General features: G+C 72.1%; 23 protein-coding genes and 1 pseudogene. 5 read left to right on the top strand and 19 right to left on the bottom strand.

Annotation, left to right across the window (positions count from 1 at the left end; translation table 11 throughout):
• Positions 1-14: 14 nt before the first annotated feature.
• A complete protein-coding gene (locus ABEG18_RS04300; RefSeq protein ID WP_406856862.1) occupies positions 15-698 on the bottom strand; it encodes a TIGR02217 family protein in 684 nt (227 codons plus the stop codon).
• Between the two features lie 47 nt (positions 699-745).
• On the opposite strand from ABEG18_RS04300, the gene ABEG18_RS04295 reads away from it, so the two are divergent.
• Positions 746-985, top strand: a complete 240-nt coding sequence (locus tag ABEG18_RS04295; protein WP_406856861.1) for a YdcH family protein — start codon at positions 746-748, stop codon at positions 983-985.
• Positions 986-1,000: 15 nt separating this feature from the next.
• Here the strand turns inward: ABEG18_RS04295 and ABEG18_RS04290 are convergent, their stop codons facing one another.
• The 7 genes from ABEG18_RS04290 to ABEG18_RS04260 all read right to left on the bottom strand — a co-directional run bounded on the left by ABEG18_RS04290 (position 1,001) and on the right by ABEG18_RS04260 (position 3,905).
• A complete protein-coding gene (locus ABEG18_RS04290; protein ID WP_406856860.1) occupies positions 1,001-1,558 on the bottom strand; it encodes a phage tail tape measure protein in 558 nt (185 codons plus the stop codon).
• A 1-nt stretch (position 1,559) separates the two neighbouring features.
• The gene (locus ABEG18_RS04285; protein WP_406856859.1) at positions 1,560-1,745 is read right to left on the bottom strand and encodes a phage tail assembly chaperone; all 186 of its coding nucleotides are present in this window, start codon (positions 1,743-1,745) and stop codon (positions 1,560-1,562) included.
• A gap of 65 nt (positions 1,746-1,810) precedes the next feature.
• The gene (locus ABEG18_RS04280) at positions 1,811-2,146 is read right to left on the bottom strand and encodes a gene transfer agent family protein (protein ID WP_406856858.1); all 336 of its coding nucleotides are present in this window, start codon (positions 2,144-2,146) and stop codon (positions 1,811-1,813) included.
• Positions 2,147-2,156: 10 nt separating this feature from the next.
• Entirely contained in the window at positions 2,157-2,567 is a 411-nt protein-coding gene (locus ABEG18_RS04275; protein ID WP_406856857.1) for a phage major tail protein, TP901-1 family, read from the bottom strand.
• Between the two features lie 30 nt (positions 2,568-2,597).
• Positions 2,598-3,005, bottom strand: a complete 408-nt coding sequence (locus ABEG18_RS04270) for a DUF3168 domain-containing protein (protein WP_406856856.1) — start codon at positions 3,003-3,005, stop codon at positions 2,598-2,600.
• Positions 3,002-3,334 carry a phage head closure protein gene (locus ABEG18_RS04265; protein WP_406856855.1) on the bottom strand — a complete coding sequence of 111 codons (333 nt, stop codon included), beginning with the start codon at positions 3,332-3,334 and terminating at the stop codon, positions 3,002-3,004. Before ABEG18_RS04265 ends, ABEG18_RS04270 begins: the two co-directional genes overlap by 4 nt.
• A 1-nt stretch (position 3,335) precedes the next feature.
• Positions 3,336-3,905, bottom strand: a complete 570-nt coding sequence (locus tag ABEG18_RS04260; protein WP_406856854.1) for a head-tail connector protein — start codon at positions 3,903-3,905, stop codon at positions 3,336-3,338.
• Positions 3,906-3,978: 73 nt separating this feature from the next.
• Here ABEG18_RS04260 and ABEG18_RS04255 point away from each other — a divergent pair, with 73 nt between their 5' ends.
• Positions 3,979-4,749: a S1 family peptidase gene (locus ABEG18_RS04255; protein ID WP_406856853.1), complete on the top strand. Its 771-nt coding sequence runs from the start codon at positions 3,979-3,981 to the stop codon at positions 4,747-4,749.
• A gap of 118 nt (positions 4,750-4,867) precedes the next feature.
• Here the strand turns inward: ABEG18_RS04255 and ABEG18_RS04250 are convergent, their stop codons facing one another.
• From ABEG18_RS04250 to ABEG18_RS04205, 10 genes and pseudogenes are all read right to left on the bottom strand, one after another.
• On the bottom strand, positions 4,868-6,130 hold the full coding sequence (locus ABEG18_RS04250; protein WP_406856852.1) for a phage major capsid protein: 1,263 nt from the start codon (positions 6,128-6,130) through the stop codon (positions 4,868-4,870).
• A 34-nt stretch (positions 6,131-6,164) separates the two neighbouring features.
• Positions 6,165-6,692, bottom strand: coding sequence for an HK97 family phage prohead protease (locus tag ABEG18_RS04245; RefSeq protein ID WP_406856851.1), 528 nt, complete (start codon positions 6,690-6,692; stop codon positions 6,165-6,167).
• A gap of 4 nt (positions 6,693-6,696) precedes the next feature.
• The gene (locus tag ABEG18_RS04240; protein WP_406856850.1) at positions 6,697-6,891 is read right to left on the bottom strand and encodes a hypothetical protein; all 195 of its coding nucleotides are present in this window, start codon (positions 6,889-6,891) and stop codon (positions 6,697-6,699) included.
• A 45-nt stretch (positions 6,892-6,936) separates the two neighbouring features.
• Positions 6,937-7,140 (bottom strand): hypothetical protein, encoded by a 204-nt coding sequence (locus ABEG18_RS04235; protein ID WP_406856849.1) that lies wholly within the window; start codon positions 7,138-7,140, stop codon positions 6,937-6,939.
• A gap of 112 nt (positions 7,141-7,252) precedes the next feature.
• Complete coding sequence (locus ABEG18_RS04230; protein ID WP_406856848.1) at positions 7,253-7,585, bottom strand: DUF6968 family protein; 333 nt, start codon at positions 7,583-7,585, stop codon at positions 7,253-7,255.
• 283 nt (positions 7,586-7,868) lie between these two features.
• Positions 7,869-8,069, bottom strand: a complete 201-nt coding sequence (locus ABEG18_RS04225) for a hypothetical protein (protein WP_406856847.1) — start codon at positions 8,067-8,069, stop codon at positions 7,869-7,871.
• Positions 8,066-8,416 (bottom strand): hypothetical protein, encoded by a 351-nt coding sequence (locus ABEG18_RS04220; RefSeq protein WP_406856846.1) that lies wholly within the window; start codon positions 8,414-8,416, stop codon positions 8,066-8,068. Before ABEG18_RS04220 ends, ABEG18_RS04225 begins: the two co-directional genes overlap by 4 nt.
• Before the next feature lie 148 nt (positions 8,417-8,564).
• Positions 8,565-9,734: pseudogene (locus ABEG18_RS04215) on the bottom strand (DNA-packaging protein).
• 97 nt (positions 9,735-9,831) lie between these two features.
• Entirely contained in the window at positions 9,832-10,143 is a 312-nt protein-coding gene (locus ABEG18_RS04210; RefSeq protein WP_406856845.1) for a hypothetical protein, read from the bottom strand.
• A 335-nt stretch (positions 10,144-10,478) separates the two neighbouring features.
• Positions 10,479-10,973, bottom strand: a complete 495-nt coding sequence (locus tag ABEG18_RS04205; RefSeq protein WP_406856844.1) for a YcgN family cysteine cluster protein — start codon at positions 10,971-10,973, stop codon at positions 10,479-10,481.
• Positions 10,974-11,144: 171 nt separating this feature from the next.
• Between ABEG18_RS04205 and ABEG18_RS04200 the strand changes: the two genes are divergently transcribed.
• From ABEG18_RS04200 to ABEG18_RS04190, 3 genes are read left to right on the top strand one after another with little or no spacing between them, the layout of a single operon-like run.
• Positions 11,145-13,370, top strand: coding sequence for a transglycosylase domain-containing protein (locus tag ABEG18_RS04200; RefSeq protein ID WP_406858528.1), 2,226 nt, complete (start codon positions 11,145-11,147; stop codon positions 13,368-13,370).
• A 10-nt stretch (positions 13,371-13,380) separates the two neighbouring features.
• Positions 13,381-14,019, top strand: a complete 639-nt coding sequence (locus ABEG18_RS04195; RefSeq protein ID WP_406856843.1) for a DUF1214 domain-containing protein — start codon at positions 13,381-13,383, stop codon at positions 14,017-14,019.
• Positions 14,016-14,597 (top strand): DUF1254 domain-containing protein, encoded by a 582-nt coding sequence (locus ABEG18_RS04190; RefSeq protein WP_406856842.1) that lies wholly within the window; start codon positions 14,016-14,018, stop codon positions 14,595-14,597. Before ABEG18_RS04195 ends, ABEG18_RS04190 begins: the two co-directional genes overlap by 4 nt.
• Before the next feature lie 15 nt (positions 14,598-14,612).
• On the opposite strand, the gene ABEG18_RS04185 is transcribed toward ABEG18_RS04190, so the two are convergent.
• Positions 14,613-15,443 (bottom strand): hypothetical protein, encoded by an 831-nt coding sequence (locus ABEG18_RS04185; RefSeq protein WP_406856841.1) that lies wholly within the window; start codon positions 15,441-15,443, stop codon positions 14,613-14,615.
• Positions 15,444-15,452: the final 9 nt, after the last annotated feature.

Genomic DNA, 15,452 nt, shown 5'->3' with positions numbered 1-15,452 from the left:
CCCTCCTGTCGGGTTCAGGGGATGATTTCGATGAGCGGGATCAGCGGGATCTCGCCGGCCGCGAAGGCGTCGAGGTCGACCAGCAACTCGTCCGTGTCGAAGCGGACCGGCACGTCGAACAGGAACCCGGCCGTGACCGCCGCGCCCGGCGGCGGGAGAGCGCCGGCCCGGAACGTCACGGTCCCGGTGGCGGCGTCGAGGTCCCACTGCGCGCCGGCCGCCTTCTCCTGGCCGGCCACCGCGACGCGCACGCTGCCCTGGACGGGCTTGGCGATGGGCCGCCGATAGGGCGCGAACGCCGCCCCATAGGTCTTGACCAGCGGGTAGGACGCCCTGCCGGCCTCGCCGGTCCCGATCGGCTGGTCCAGCGGCCCCGGCAGGCTCCCATGTCCGCAGGAGCGGTCGTCCAGCCGGTCCCGCCAGCGGAAGCCATAAAGGCGCCCGCGCCGCTCCTCGAAGAACGCCACGACGGCGGCCAGCTCGGCCAGGGTCTTGACCCCGTATCCGGCGTCGTAGCGGCGGCGCGCATGGGCCCAGCGGGCGTTGCGCTCCTCTCTCCCGGATCCCGTGACGACCACGTCGGTGCGGCGGCGGGGGCCGCCACGGCTCTTCAGCGATACGTCGACGGGAAAGCGCACCTCGTGAAACGAAGCCGGCACGACGACCTCCTGGACAGGTTGACCTCGCTCAAGGCGCATCGGCGCCGGGCGGGGTGAGATGGCGGCGTTGAAACGAGGAGCTGGCGATGACCCACGTCCCCCACGGCCTGCATGAGGAATTTCCCAACGCTGCGGCCGCGATCAGCAAGCTGAAGATCGGAGACGCGCATTTCGCGCGATTGGCCGACGCCTACGAGCACGTGAACCGCGAGATCCACCGCATCGAGGCCGAGATCCAGCCGGCCGACGACGCCGCGATCGAGGAGCTCAAGAAGAAGAGGCTACGGCTGAAGGACCAGATCGCCGCGATGCTGCGCGCCGCCTGAGCGGGCGCAGCGGCGTCACAGGCCGCGCTGGCCGCGGGCGACGGCCCTGGCGATCGCGGCGCTCACCTGCGCTTCCGAGCGGCGGAAGCTCTCGGCGTCCGGGGTGGCGATGTGGATCGTGACCGGCCCGCCGCGCGTCGGTCCGGACCGCACCCCGAGTTTGCCGTCGGCGCCGCGCGCCAGCGGCAGGATCGCTTCCGGCCCGGCCTCCCCGGCCAGCCCCAGCCCGCCGCCCATGGGAAAGAAGGTCGGCGCGCGCACGACGCCGCCGTCCGCGAAGGCCTGCACTGGCGCGCCCGGCCCGCTTCCGGCGAAGAGGCCGCCCTGGCCGGCCAGCCCGCGAAACAGGCTCTGCAGCCCTCCGGAGATCGCGGCGTCGAGCGGCTTGAACGCCGCCTTCAGGGCGACGTCCTGCAGCCGCTGTCCCACCGTGCGCAGGATGTCCTCGAACCGCCGGCCCTCCGACGCGCCCTTGGCGAAGGAGGATGCGATCGAGGCATCAAAGGACTGGGCGAGCTTGTCCAGGTTCTTCAGCTGGGTCTCCTGGGACGTCAGATCGGTCAGGTCGGCCATGTCAGTCTCCGGCGTGCGGCGGGGGGAAGTCGGGAAAGGCGCGGATCAGGTCGGACAAGGCCCCCCGTCCGAGCGGCTCGGGCGGGCGGCGCCCATGAACTCCTTCGGCGGCGGCTGCGAGCTCACGCGGAGTCAGGGACCAGAAACCGGCTGACGACAGCCGCAGCGCGCCGAACCCGAAGGCCATGGCCTCCTCCCAGGGGAAGGGCGGGGCCGGCTTGGTCGGGGCTTCGGCCCGGCGCGCTGCGGCGGTCAAGGGCGCGGGGACGGCGCCTCCGCGCCGGTTCCGAACGCCAGGGCCAGCATCTGCGCCACCGCGGCGACCACGGCGGGCAGGCCGCCCTCCAGCGGCAGCGCGGCGATCTCGTCGTCCGACAGCGCCGTCCCGCCGCCGCGCACGCCCGCGCCGAGCAGGCGCACGAGGTCGCGCGAGGCGAGCTGGCCGGCCGCGAAGCGCTCGCCCAGCGCCTGGAGGTCGTCGACCCCGAAGGCGGCCTCCAGCTCGGCCAGCGCTCCCAGGGTCAGGCACAGGGTCAGGCGACGTCCGCCGATCTCGGCGGCGACTTCGCCGCGGCGCGGGTTGGCCATGCGGGCCTCCCTAGATGGCGGTGAAGACGAGCGGCCCGGCGCTTTCCAGCGCCAGGTCGAACGTGACCTCGCCGGCGTGGTCGCCGCGATAGTCGAGCGCCGCGATGTGGAACGGGCCCTGGATCACCCCGAAGCTCGGCACGATCACCTGCCAGTTGCGGATCAGATCGTCGAACAGCGTCTGCCTCACCAGCATGTCGGCGGGCTCGTCGCGGAAAACCCCGGCTCCGCTCACCGCAGCCTTGCGGACGGCGGCGCCGGCCAGAAGCTCGCGCCACCGGCCGATCGATTCGGCGCTGGTGACGTCCACCGCTTCCGAATTGAACGCGATCTGGCGGGCCCGCAGCCCGGCCACGGCGACGTAGGCGCCGGAGCCGTCGTCGAGCTTGAGGAGGAGGTCCTTGCCTTTCTGGGCGGCCATCGGGAGGTCCTTGAGACTGGAGTGGGAGGATCAGAGCGGTTCGGTGAGGCCGGCGAGCCGGATGACCGCCCGGCGCAGGCCGGTCTTGTCCGGACGGCCGGTCTCCTGCCCGACGACGCGCAGCAGCACGAGCCGATGCCCGTCGAGCACGAGCGCCGGGTCGGCGCACAGCTCCTCGAGCCTCGCCAATAGGGCGAGGAGCTCGGCGTCGCCGCCCTGGCGGGACCAGGCGACCAGCGTGAAGGCGTGCTCCCGCCCGGAGGAGGAGCCGGTGGACCAGTCGCGGGCCACGGCCTCGCCGAAAGTGAGATAGGGAGGGTCCGAGCCGCGGGGCGGCTCGTCCCAGATGCGCTCGCCCCCCAGGAGCGAGACGAGCGCCGCATCGGCCGTAAGGCGCGCGCGCAGGGCGCTGCGGAGCGCCAGGATGGGATGGGTCACGGGCGGATCTCCTCGCACAGGCAGACGATGCGGCGACGGCGCTCGTCCGGGTCCCAGGCGGACCTGATGGCGAACATCCGCGCGCCCTGGCGCAGCCGCATCGAGGCGTCGAGGCCCGCCCGCCAGCGCAGCGCGATGCGGTGCGAGATCGCCTGTCCGAGACTGCCCGCCCGGACGCCCTCGTCGCCCCGAAGCGGCTCGATGCGGGCCCAGAGCCTCGCGATCGGCGCATAGGAGCGGGTCACGCCCCCCGCCCCGTCCGGCGTTTCCTGGGGCGCCTCGAGGACGAGCCGGCTGCGAAAGCCGGCCACAGGTGAGAAACCAGCCATCTCACAGCCTCGCGCGGCGATAGGGCGCAACCAGCGCGGCCACGGCGGGCGGCGGCGGGACCGGCCCGGCGCCAGGCTCCCCGTCGCCGCGGTTTTCGTAGAGATGAGCCGCGAAGAGGCGGATCGCGGTCCGCAGCGCCTCCAGGACGGCGGCCGCCGTCGGGCCGTAGCCGGCCGTGAGGTCGATCTCGACGCCGCCCAGGCTGCGGCCGGGCGCCGGCGCGGCCCCCGCCAGCGCGAGTTGCGGCGGCAGGAACGCCGTCGCCAGCTGGTACAGGTCCGGCGAGACCGTCGTCGCCGCGCCGCTCGCCGCGTAGACCCGGACGGCCGTCACGGCCTGTACGGGCCAGACCGGCAGCCCGAAGGGCGAGCGGGGCCACGCGTTCAGCGTCATGCGCCAGGTCTGCGTGATGAGCTTGCAGCCGGACGCGGCCTCGACGGCGAGCCTCGCCGCGACGATCAGGGCCGACAGGAGCGCGTCGTCGTCGGCCCCGTCGATCCTGAGCCAGAGCTTCAGCTCGGCGAGGGTCAGCGGCTCGGTCGCGGGCGGGGTGAGGATCTGGAGGGCCATGGCGGGCTCCGGCTCGGCGCTTCCTTTCGGCCCCGGAGCGTGCGATGTCGCGCCAGGGCCGGGAGGATGCGGAATGCGAAAGGTTCGGATGGTCGCCGCATGGGCGAGCCGGGCGGCGATCGGGACGGCGTTGTGCACCGCGCTCGCCGCGCCGGTCGGCTCGGCGCGGGCCGTCGTGCTCGGCGAGGACGCGCCGGGGCTGGGGCGGCATGCGGTGATGCTGGTGGAGCAGCGGGGCTTTTGCTCCGCCGCGGTGGTCGCGCCCGACGTGGTCCTCACGGCGGCCCATTGCGTCGTGGGACATGGCGAGATCCGGGCGTTCCACCGCGACGCGGCGGGCGCGCCCGCCTTCCTGGCGCCGAGCGGCGTGGCCGTGCACCCGCAATACGACAAGGGCGCCGTGCAGGGCCGGCGCCGCTCCATCGACCTCGCGCTGGTGCGGCTGTCCCAGCCGCTGCCTTCAGGCTTCGCGCCCGTCCCGCTCGGGGCGGACGCCCGGCCGGCGGCCGGCCAGATCTGGACCATCGGCGGCTACGGCCTCTCGGCCGAGGGGGATCCCCGCACCGGCGGGCGTTTCCGCACGGCGGAGGTCCCGGTGGTCGAACCCTACGGCCCCAGCGCCATCCTGGTCTGGCTCAAGGGGCCCGGCGAGGCCACCGGCCGCGGCGCCTGCACGGGCGACTCCGGCGGGCCGATCTTCGCCCCCGACGGAAGCGTCGGGGCGATCACGGTCTGGGCCGAAGGCGCCGGCAAGTCCCGCTGCGGCGCCCTTACGCAGGGCGTTCTGGTCGGCCCCCAGCGCGCCTGGATCGAGAAGACGCTGGCGGGCTGGGGCGTGCGCTGACCGTTCTGGGGGCGCCCTTCTCCCCGGCACGGGGAGAAGGTGGCCCGAAGGGCCGGACGAGGGGAGCCCATCCCATCCCCTCACCCCCCGCCCTGTCGCCGCGCCGGCGAGAGGGGGATCACGCCACGCCGAACTTCAACAGCTTGATGGCGTCGAAGTCCTGCACGCCGCCGCCGACGCGCTTCGTCGTGTAGAACAGCACATAGGGCTTGGCCGTGTAGGGATCGCGCAGCACGCGCACGCCGACGCGGTCGACCACAAGGTAGCCGCGGCGGAAGTCGCCGCACGCCACCGCGAAGCTGTCGGCCGCGATGTCGGGCATGTTCTCCGCCTCGACCACCGGGAAGTTCAGCAGCGTCGCCGGCTGGCCGATGGCGGTCGGCGGCTGCCACATGTAGTCGCCCGTGCTGGTCTTGAACTTGCGGATCGCCGCCTGCGTCCGCCGGTTCAGCACGAAGCTGGCGTTCTGCCGGTAGCCGGCCTTCAGGGCGTAGACGACGTCCACGAGGACATCGGCCGGGTTCACGGTCGTGCTCGACGCCGCGAAGCCGCCCGCCACGCCGGTCGCCAGGTAGCCGAGCTTGCCCCAGGTCCAGGCCGCCACGGTCGCCTTCGGGGCCGCCATGAAGCCGGCGGGCTTGTTGACGCCGTCGCCATTGACGAAGGCCGCGCCCTCCTGCTCGGCGAACACGGTCTCGACCTCGTCGGCGATCCACTGCTCGATATTGACGGCGGCGTCGTCCAGCAGCGTCTGCGTGGCCGACGGCATGGCGTAGAGCTCCATAGCGGGGAAGTTCAGCTCGGCGATCACCTGGCTGGCGGTCTGCGGCCGGGCCGCGGCCTCGGCCACCCAGCCGGAGGCCGGGCCGGTGGTGGAATAGGCCTTCTTGAAGCTGCCGGTGGAGATCTCCCGCACCGACGCGATGGCGCGGATGGGCGAGATCAGCGCCATGCGGCGCAGGATCTCGCGCTCGGCCGGCGGGGGCACGAGGTAGCCGCCGTCAGGCCCCGATCCGGCCGACAGGGCCTTGGCCTCCAGCGTCTTCAGCCCGGCGCTCTCGCCGGCGCGGACATAGAGGTCGAACGCGGCCTTGTGCTCGGCGGCGGCGCCGGACGCGACCGCGCGCTCGTCGCGGCCCAGCGCCGGGCGGCTCGCCTTCAGGGCGATCTGGTCGTCGCGCCGGCGGGCCTCGTCCAGCGCCTGGTCGATGCGGGCGAGCTTCTCGTCGACGAGCACGTCGGAGGTGAGCCGCGTCTCCAGTTCGCCGAGGCGCTGGTCGTTGGTCTGGCGGAAGGCCTCGAAAGCGCGGTGAAGCTCCTCGAAGGCCTGGGCGTCCGAAGCGGCGTGCTTGGTCTCATAGGATGGCGTTGCGTGGGTCATGACGGGTCCTTGCTGGTGAACGGGAATCAATGCCTCATCGCGCCTTCACGGCGGCGACGCGGGCTTGCGGGAGCAGCGGGAAGGTGACGAGCGAGATCTCCCACAGGTCGACCTTGTGGAGCCGGCGCACGCCGGAGCGCGGGTCGGTGCGGGCGCCGCCGACCTTGAAGCCGATGGAGAGCCCGTCCACCGCGCCCTGGCGCATCAGCGCGACCAGTTCGCGGGCGCGGGCCACGCCCATGTTGAGCCGGCCGCGGGCGAAGAGGCCGCGGGCGTCCTCGCGCAGCGCCGTCCAGGCGCCGATCGGCTCGGCCGGATCGTGCTGCCACAGGAGCCGCACGCCCGAGACGCCGCGCCGGGCGAGGCTTTCGGCGAAGGCGCCGGGCATCACCATGTCGCGGCCGAGGTCCACCACGCCGAACAGGCTGGCGTAGCCCTCGAACACGCCGGCGGCGGATGGCGGGGCCAGAGCCAGTCGGCCGTCGCGCACCTCCACGGGAGGCGGCGGGGGCCGGGGCGGAGGCCGCAGCGGCGGCAGGGAGGAGCGATAGCTGAGCGCCATCGGCTCAGCCCTTGCGCGCGGCCGCGACGGCGCGCGGCCGGCGGCGCGGCGACGGGGCCGACCCGCACGGATCGAGCCGGGCCAGCGTCTGCACGAAGGCGGCGATGACCTGCTCGGGCTCGGGCCGCTGGGCGACGGCGCACAGAGCCGCGTTCGCATCCGCCCGGGGGGCGGCGCGTCGCAACAGAAACGACAGCATGGGAAAATCCTTTGGTGCTGAAACGGCTTGGTGAAAAGGCGGTCGTCAGTCCCGCCCGCCAGCGCGGGTGTTGAAGCGGTTGAGCTCGTGCACGAAGGCGTCGAAGCGACGATTGGCGGCGGAGAGCTCCTTCAGGAGCAGCGCCACCACGGCGGAAGCGCTGCTCGCCCACAAAAAGAGCGCGATGTCGGCCAGGTCTCCGCGCCCGAGAATGCTCTCGATCACGGGGCTTTCGAGGAGGGGCGGCATAGGGGGCTCCTTGGACTGGGCCGCGCGCGGCCGGGGGAACGCGAAAAGCGCCCATCGGCGGGGGCCGGGGCGCTTGGGGTGAGTGCGCGAGGTCGCGGAGAAAAAGGCGCGTTCAGAACGCTTTCGCGTCTGCGCCCACGAGCAGGTCGCGCAGGCTGTGGGGGACCGGGAAGCCATAGCCGCCTTCAGCGCCGTCGACGCTGAGTTGGCCCGCGGCGTGGTAGGGGCTCGTGTAGATCTCCGCCCCGATCTTTTGCAGGGTCAGCACGAGCGCCTGGAGGGCGTCATGACCGACGCCTCGGCTCCGCCAGACGCCTTCGGGCCAGGCGATCGAATAGTCGCACCTCCAGCACCGATCATCGGGCTCGGGACGATGCACAACGATCTCAACGAAGCGTTCGCCGTCATGCTGCGTCAGGCGCAAGCGGTGCTTGAGAATCACCATGGCGTCGATCTCGACCTTCCAATAGATCGTGCGGCTTCGTGGCTGGGTTTGTCGAGCGGGGCCTTGTTCCAGACCGTCGGCGTGTGGATGCCGAGCGTGGCCTACGCAAGCGCCTCGCGTTCCGGCGCCCGCGCGTCGACGCCGTCGAGGTCGGGCGCCAGGCGCAGGGCGCCGTCGAAGGCGGGGCTAAGCCAGTGGGCCAGGCTCTGGGCCGTGCGGGTGACCAGCGGGATCGACGTTCTGAGAGCGGCGAGCCGGGCAGGCCCGTGGCGCCGTCGGGCACCTAACGATCGGCGACTTCCACAGCCACTCCTCCCAAGTGCTCATGGATCAATGTGGAGTAAGCGCCCTTGCGGACCTTCACGATCAGCGTCGAGGCGTTGAACCACGCCATCGTTAGATCATCGTCCTCCGTCGTCAGGACCACGACCGGACGGCGCTTTCGATCGACAAGCAAAACCTCGTTTAACGCCGACGTTGTCATGAACACCTGCGCGACCCGAAGACGATGGATCGCTTGGTGCAGTCCATCCGGCGCGACCGCGTGAGACACGACAGCCGGGCCAGCGGATGGTCCGGCTCCTCGCGCCCGTCGCGGTAGACGAGAAGCGGCACGCTGGCGGCGGCCTCGGCCACCATGCGGACGGCGCGGTAGACCACGGCGTTGCGCTGGTAGCCCTCGCGGGCCAGCGCCGCATAGTCGCGCGGCGTCCACACGGGCCGTCCCAGGCTGGGAAACGCGATCAACGGCCCCGTGCGGGACGCTTTCGCCTGAGGAGCGGCGACCGGCGCAGCAACGCGCCCCGCGCGCCCCATGAGGCGCGACAGCAAGGATGACATCTCCGGGGATGCCCCCTCTCCCACGCCGTGGGAGAGGGGCAGGGGTGAGGGTGGCGCGGCGGGTCTCGATGGCGCAACGGGAGGGGCGGCGAAGGCCTTCACCCCTGCCTCTCTCCCGCAGGCGGGAGAGGGAGGCGCATCACATCCGCCGCACTCTCGGCTCCGCCGCCCTGGCGCCCAGGGCGAGCGCCGTCACGGCCCAGACGAGGGCGTCCATGCGGTCGGGCGAGCGGCCGGTGGAGAGGCCGAAGCCGGTCGCGGTGGGGCCGAAGTCGCACAGCTCGTCCTCCAGCGCCGGGAACGTCCCGGCATGGCGGACGCGGCCGCGCTCGTAGAGGTGGGCGACGGGCTCGGCCCGCACATGCTTGCCGCGGGTGGCGCGCACGGGCGTCACCGCCAGGCCGGGGTCGGCTTCGCGCAGCACGGCCTCGGCCATCTCGCCGCCCTGGTTGACCTCGACCACCACGGCGTCCGCCTCCAGGCGGCGGGCCAGCGCGACGGTGGCGGAGGCCCAGGCGGCAGGGCTGGCGCTGGCGAGCGAAGCGTCCTCCAGCACGTGCATGCGGCCGGCGTCGTCGAGGCCGGCGGCGACGATGCCGCAGGCGTCGGCCCGCTTGCCCGAGGAGGCCGGCGGATCGACCGCCACGACGATCCGCACCGAAGGCGGCGCCTCGGCCTCCCGGCAGGCCTCGATCAGGTCGCGGCTCCACAGCGCGTCCTGTCGCTCCTCCACGATCTCGCCTTCGAGCTCCTGCCGGCCCAGGCGCGTGCCGGCGTAGCGGCGCGCCACGGCCTCGATGAAGCTGGCCGCCAGGTGATGCATGTTGGCGCGCGTGCCGGCGCGCGACACCGCCGTGTGAGGGTCGGCGAGCAGCTCCTTCAGCAGCGCCACGGGGCGCGGCGTGGTGGTGACGAGCTGGCTCGGCCGCTCGCCGAGACGCAGGCCGAACTGCAGCATGTCTCAGGTCTCGCGCGCCAGCCGCCACTTGGCCAGTTCGTCCAGCCAGGCGGCCCCGAACTGGGGGCCGCGCAGGCTTTCGGGGTCTTCGGCCGAGAACGCGTGGGCCAGCGCGCCGCTCGGCCACTCCAGCCGCCGGCGCGAAGGCTCCCAGGTCGGCCGCTCCGACCGGGGGTGCACGGCCAGGATGCCGGACGCGCCCTCGATCATGACGTCGCGCACCTCCGCGATGGTCTCGCCCACCAGGGCGATGCGGCCGACGGGCTTGCGGCCGGGACCCCGGCCGCAAGCCACGCTCCTCACCCATTCGGCCCCGGCGCGGGTCTTGCCCGCGCCGCGGCCGCCCAGGATCAGCCAGACCGTCCAGGGACCGCCGCCCTGGGCCTGCGCCGGAGGCCTCTGGTCCTGTCGGGACCAGAGGTCCCAGTCGAATTTCAGGCGCTCGACCTCAGCCGGGCTCAGTCCGCGCAGCGCCTGCAGCAGCGTTCCGCTCTTCTCGAAGGCGAGAAAGGCGTCGAGCAACGTCGTCTCGGAACTCCTCGAGGTCGGGACCGTGGACGGCATGCGCGGACTCCTCGGACAGGCGTCGCCCGTTGCTCTTGAAGGCGGCCTCGTCGTCCTCGGCGAGTTCGCGGACGACGCGGCACAGGATCGCCAGGACCTTGGCGTCCCGCTCGGGATTGGCGGCGCCCGGGAGATCGGCGCTGCGGCGCTCGACGTCCTCGATCTGCCTGGCGACGGCGCTCCAGAGCCGGGCCACGAGGCCGTCGCGGCGCCGTCGGAACCTGTCGCCCGGCGCGACGCGACGGACTGCGCCGGAGCGCTGGGACGTTTCGGCCGGAGGGGATGCGCTTCGGGACGGAGGAGTGGCGTGAGGGGCGGCTTTGGGCAATGACATGGTGAAAACTCCTAATGACGCGCTCTATGCTGAACCGACTGAAATCGTCGGCGCTCCGACTGTCGTTAACCGCGGCCGGCGCTCGCAACTCTGGAGAATGACCAAGTTCTACCTAGGAAGCGTTACGCTGTCAAGGAGAACTTTCCTAAAAAGGACAGGGCCATGTTGACCATTCGGGTCTGAGGACCCAGCCTGGCTCAGCGCGGCTCGCGCGCCTTGCGGGGCCAGCGCAGGGGCCAGGCCTTGATGCGGTCGACGACGTCCTCCAGCGCGATCTCGTCCTCGCCGCCGAAGACTTTCCCGGCCACGGACACGCCGGCCTCGCGCACCGTTTCGGGAGATCCGGACACGAGCGGGTGCCACCAGGCGAGGTCCTTGCCCTCGGCCACGAGCCGGTACCCGCAGGTGGGCGGCAGCCAAGGCAGCGAGCGCACCTCCTTGGGGGTGAGGCTGACGCAGTCGGGCACCACCGCGGTGCGGTTCTCGTAGTCCTTGCAGCGGCAGGCTCCGGCGTCGAACAGCCGGCAGGCGATGTCGGTGGCGTGGATGCGGCCGGTGTCCTCGTCCTCCAGCTTCACCAGGCAGCAGCGTCCGCAGCCGTCGCAGAGGCTCTCCCACTGGTCGGGGGTCATGTCCTCGAGGGCGACGGTTCGCCAGAACGGGTCGTTGACGGGCTTTTCGCCTTCAGCCATCGGGTACAACAACCTTGGCGTTCACCATGAAACGAGGTTCGCACGCATGTGGCGAGCTGACCCGGCCACCGATCTCGCGCGCGAGCGGTTTGGTTGATAGACTATTAAACGGATCGGACAAGGGCGCCTGGGCGTTACGGGCCCGGTCGGTTGGTGGCGCGAGGGTGCGTGGTGGAGTTCAAGGGCAAGCTCTCGCTGTGGCAGCGGATCGTCAGGGCGTTTGAATCCTTCGATTCGTGGACCGCGTTCTCGCTGAACGAGAGCGGCCGCAGGTTCGGGGCCGCCTACGCGCGCTATGCGGAGGCCATGGACCTGTTCCAGGTCCGGGGCGCCAAGCGCGTCGGAGTCGAGATCCTGGGCGAAGGCCTGACGCTGGGCGTCGGCGGCCTGCTGGTGATGCTGGCGCTCGCGCTCCCGGCGTTCCGGGAGGTGGGCGGCGACGACTGGCTGAAGAAGCAGGACCTCGCGGTGACCTTCCTCGACCGCTACGGCAACGAGGTGGGGCGGCGCGGCATCCGGCACGACGATTCGGTGTCGCTGGACGAGTTCCCCGACCACTTCCTCAAGGCCGTGCTGGCCACCGAGGACCGGCGCTTCTACGAGCATTTCGGCATCGACGTGATCGGCACCATGCGGGCCATCGCGGTCAATGCGCGCGCGTCCGGCGTGGTGCAGGGCGGTTCGTCGCTGACGCAGCAGCTGGCCAAGAACCTGTTCCTCTCCAACGAGCGGTCGCTGGAGCGCAAGATCAAGGAGGCGTTCCTGGCCTTGTGGCTGGAGTTCCACCTGACCAAGAGCCAGATCCTCAAGCTCTATCTCGACCGCGCCTATATGGGCGGCGGATCGTTCGGGGCACAGGCCGCCGCGGAGTTCTATTTCGGCAAGTCGATCAAGGATGTGAGCCTGTCGGAGGCCGCCATGCTGGCCGGCCTGTTCAAGGCGCCGACCAAATACGCGCCGCACAACAACCTGCCCGCCGCGCGCGCCCGCGCCGCCGACGTGCTGTCCAACATGGTGGACGCCGGCTTCCTCACCGAGGGCCAGGTCTACGCCGCCCGCCGCAACCCCGCGACGCCGGTCGACCGCAAGCGCGAGACCAGCCCGGACTTCTATCTCGACTGGGCGTTCAACGAGCTGAAGCACCTCTCGGACGACGGCAAACTGGGCGGCGACCGGGTGCTGACGGTCCGGACCGCCCTCGACGTCTCCATCCAGAAGCAGGCCGAGACGGCGGTGGAGAGCATGCTGCGCCAGTATGGCGACAGCTACGACGCCAAGCAGGCCGCCACCGTCGTGATGGATCCGGACGGCGGCGTCCGCGCCATGGTGGGCGGCCGCGACTACGGCGCCAGCCAGTTCAACCGCGCCACGGACGCGCTGCGCCAGCCGGGGTCGTCCTTCAAGCCTTTCGTCTACACGACGGCCCTGCTGACCGGGAAGTTCAAGCCGACCACCATCGTGACCGATGCGCCCCTGTGCATCGGGGACTGGTGCCCGAACAATTACGGCCGGTCCTACTCGGGCTCGATGCCGCTCGCGACCGCGCTGGCGAAGTCGATCAACACCATCCCGGTGCGGCTCTCGATCGCGATCGGGGACGGCAACCCGAAGATCGGGCGCGCCCGCATCATCGACATCTGCCGCCTGATGGGCCTCACCACGCCGCTGGTCGACACCGTGTCGCTGCCGATCGGCGCGGCCGAGGTGACGGTGCTGGACATGACGGCCTCCTATGCGGTGTTCGCCAATGGCGGCAAGAAGGCGGATCCCTTCGCGGCCGTGGAGGTGCGCAACTCGCGCGGCGACGTGATCTACCGGCGCGACCGCGACCTCCCCGCGCCCAAGCAGATCATCAACGCCAACGTCATCGCCGACATGAACGGCATGCTGGTGAAGGTGGTCGAGGAAGGCACCGGCAAGAAGGCGGCGATCCCGGGCGTCCGCGTGGCCGGCAAGACCGGCACCACGAACGCCTATCGGGACGCGTGGTTCGTCGGCTTCACGGGCAACCTCGTGGCCGGCGTCTGGTTCGGCAACGACGACTACCAGTCGACCAACAAGATGACCGGCGGCTCGCTGCCGGCCATGACCTGGCACGAGATGATGGCGCCCGCCCACCAGAGCGTCGAGCTGAAGCCGATCCCCGGCGTCCCGACCACGCCTGGCGGCAAGGATGCGGTGGCGAGCGCGTCGGGGCCGAAGGGGTTCGAGGTGGCGGCGTCGCCGCAGCGGCCCGCCGTCCTGAACCCGCGCGCGCTTGACGCCATCGGGGGGATCGATTCCATGATGAAGTCCATCGTGACCCGGCGCGGCCCCTCGGCCTTCCTGGAGCCGGCGGCGGAGACGAACCTGTTCGGCGCCGCGCGAAGCGTTGGCGGCCGGATGGCTCTCCAGTAAAAGGCTCCCGGTGAGCGACTTCGTGCTTCCCTATGCGGCCCCGCGGGCGGTGGCCCCGCCCCGCCGCCGCCGGTCAGCGCTCGGCGGGTTCCTCGCCGTGCTGGCGATCGGGCTCGGCGGCGGCCTCGGCGCGACCTATTACTCCGTCTCCCGCAACGTCGTCTTCGGCGCCGTGGAGGCCGGGCCGTGGACGGCGTGGCCCCGCACCGGCGCGCTCGACGCCGACCCCTACACCCGCGCCTCCGTGGCCCGCAACGGCGAGACGCCGCTCGGGCTGGGCGAAGGCCTCGTCTTCACGGCGCGCCGCGACAGCGCCGGCCGGCCGCTCCTGGCGCAATGCGCCTACCGGGTCGTCGGCAGGGCCCCGCAGGCGCGCTACTGGACCATCACGGCGCAGACGCCCAACGGCCAGCTCATCGCCAACCCCGCCGGGCGCTACGGCTTCACCTCGGCGGAGATCGTGCGCGGGCAGAACGGCCAGTTCGCGATCGAGGTCGCCCGCGAGGCGCGCCCCGGCGCATGGCTGCCGGTGACCGGCTCCGGCCGCTTCGACCTGGTGATGAGGCTCTACGACACGCCCGTGAGCGTCACCTCGCGGGTGATCGATCCCGCCACCGCGCCGCGCATCGAACAGGTCGGATGCCCATGAGCGCGACGCTGAGGCGATGGTCCTATCTGGCGGTCCTCGGGCTCGTGCTCGCCGCCATCGTGCATCTGGGCTCGATGCTGGCGATCCCCAGCTTCGCGGCCAACAACGCGGACGCGCGGCTGGCGCAGTTCGCCGGGCGCCATGTCGTGACGCCGCTGCCCGCCGCCGCCGCCGGACCCTCGGCCCTGCCCTATCGCGATCCCGCCGCCGCGATGGCGGTCTGCCGCTACGACCTCTCGTCCGGCCCGGTGCGCATCCTGGCCAACGCGGGCGAACTCTTCCTCTCGCTCGGCTTCCACAGGGCGACGGGCGGCGTGTTTTACGCCCTGACCGACCGCAGCGCCGTGCGCGGCCAGATCGAGGTGCTGGTCACCACGCAGCCGCAGCTCGAAGCCATCCAGGCGAACGATCCGGAGGACGAGCCGGTGCGCGAGCTTCGCCTGGTCTCGCCCGAAACGACCGGCTTCATCACCTTCCGGGCGCTGGCGCCGGAGCCCGGGCTGGCGGCGGACGCCGCGGCCCTCGTCGCCAGCGCGCAATGCCGGCCGGAGCCGGCGAAGCCGGCCGCCAAGCGCTGAGCCGCCCGGCCCAGATCAGGGCTTCACGACGACCGGTCTGGGATTGGAGCGCGGCAGGAAGCGCGCGCCGCCCGCGGCGTCGCCGCCCGGCGTGACGATGATTCCGCCTCGCGTCTGGGCGCAGCGGGACGCCATGCCGCGATAGCCCTCGAAGGCCTCCAGCACGCGCTCCGCGCGGATCGCGTCCTTGTCGGGGCTGGTCACCACGAGACGGTCCAGCGCGAACCGATAGGCGCGCAGGCGGCTTTGCAGGCCGAGCTCCACCCACGCCGTGAGCGCCTCGTTTTCGGCGATGCGGGCCCCGGCGGCGTAGCGCGTCTCGACGTCGCCCGGCGGAATCGCCGCCAGCGCCTTGGCCCGGACGGCGTCCATCGCGGCCACCCGGCAGGCCAGCGCGGCGAAAGGAGTGATCAGCAGCCGGTCGCTCTCCATGTCCTCGCGCAGCCGCTGGTAGCGCGACCGCGGCGACACGTCGGGAGACGCCAGGAGCGCTTCGTAATAGGCGGATTCGGCGGTCAGCCCGACCTCCCGGGGCTGGATGCGCCGGAAGGCGAGGTCGGCCAGCTGCCGGTCGAAGACCGAGCGCTCCCGGGCGGGTGTCAGGAACCGGTAGGCGCGGCTGCGAAGCTCCTGCTCGTCGTCGGTCAGCAATGCGGGCGAGACCGGCTCGCCCCGTTGCGTCGCCGCGCCCTGCCCGGCCAGCGGCGCGATCGTCTCGCTCCAGAACGTGGGCTTGGGCCGGCCGAAATCGCCGGTCTCGGAGCAGCCGGCCAGGAGCAGGCCCGCGAAGGCGGCCGCTACGCCAGGGCCGCGCAGGGGTCGGCGCGGCGAAAGGATGCGGCCCATGGTGATCCG

This window comes from Alsobacter sp. KACC 23698 (assembly GCF_045348435.1).
Classification (GTDB): Bacteria; Pseudomonadota; Alphaproteobacteria; order Rhizobiales; family Beijerinckiaceae; genus Alsobacter.
This window is presented reverse-complemented; position numbering and strand designations above follow the sequence as displayed.

Coding starts and splice junctions, on each gene's coding strand:
- ABEG18_RS04295 (WP_406856861.1), top strand. CDS start 746: ATGACCCACGTCCCCCACGGCCTGCATGAGGAATTTCCCAACGCTGCG.
- ABEG18_RS04300 (WP_406856862.1), bottom strand. CDS start 698: ATGCGCCTTGAGCGAGGTCAACCTGTCCAGGAGGTCGTCGTGCCGGCT.
- ABEG18_RS04230 (WP_406856848.1), bottom strand. CDS start 7,585: ATGGTGATTCTCAAGCACCGCTTGCGCCTGACGCAGCATGACGGCGAA.
- ABEG18_RS04265 (WP_406856855.1), bottom strand. CDS start 3,334: ATGGCTGGTTTCTCACCTGTGGCCGGCTTTCGCAGCCGGCTCGTCCTC.
- ABEG18_RS04225 (WP_406856847.1), bottom strand. CDS start 8,069: ATGACAACGTCGGCGTTAAACGAGGTTTTGCTTGTCGATCGAAAGCGC.
- ABEG18_RS04280 (WP_406856858.1), bottom strand. CDS start 2,146: ATGGCCAACCCGCGCCGCGGCGAAGTCGCCGCCGAGATCGGCGGACGT.
- ABEG18_RS04250 (WP_406856852.1), bottom strand. CDS start 6,130: ATGACCCACGCAACGCCATCCTATGAGACCAAGCACGCCGCTTCGGAC.
- ABEG18_RS04205 (WP_406856844.1), bottom strand. CDS start 10,973: ATGGCTGAAGGCGAAAAGCCCGTCAACGACCCGTTCTGGCGAACCGTC.
- ABEG18_RS04240 (WP_406856850.1), bottom strand. CDS start 6,891: ATGCTGTCGTTTCTGTTGCGACGCGCCGCCCCCCGGGCGGATGCGAAC.
- ABEG18_RS04185 (WP_406856841.1), bottom strand. CDS start 15,443: ATGGGCCGCATCCTTTCGCCGCGCCGACCCCTGCGCGGCCCTGGCGTA.
- ABEG18_RS04260 (WP_406856854.1), bottom strand. CDS start 3,905: ATGGCCCTCCAGATCCTCACCCCGCCCGCGACCGAGCCGCTGACCCTC.
- ABEG18_RS04235 (WP_406856849.1), bottom strand. CDS start 7,140: ATGCCGCCCCTCCTCGAAAGCCCCGTGATCGAGAGCATTCTCGGGCGC.
- ABEG18_RS04190 (WP_406856842.1), top strand. CDS start 14,016: ATGAGCGCGACGCTGAGGCGATGGTCCTATCTGGCGGTCCTCGGGCTC.
- ABEG18_RS04285 (WP_406856859.1), bottom strand. CDS start 1,745: ATGGCCTTCGGGTTCGGCGCGCTGCGGCTGTCGTCAGCCGGTTTCTGG.
- ABEG18_RS04255 (WP_406856853.1), top strand. CDS start 3,979: ATGCGAAAGGTTCGGATGGTCGCCGCATGGGCGAGCCGGGCGGCGATC.
- ABEG18_RS04275 (WP_406856857.1), bottom strand. CDS start 2,567: ATGGCCGCCCAGAAAGGCAAGGACCTCCTCCTCAAGCTCGACGACGGC.
- ABEG18_RS04245 (WP_406856851.1), bottom strand. CDS start 6,692: ATGGCGCTCAGCTATCGCTCCTCCCTGCCGCCGCTGCGGCCTCCGCCC.
- ABEG18_RS04290 (WP_406856860.1), bottom strand. CDS start 1,558: ATGGCCGACCTGACCGATCTGACGTCCCAGGAGACCCAGCTGAAGAAC.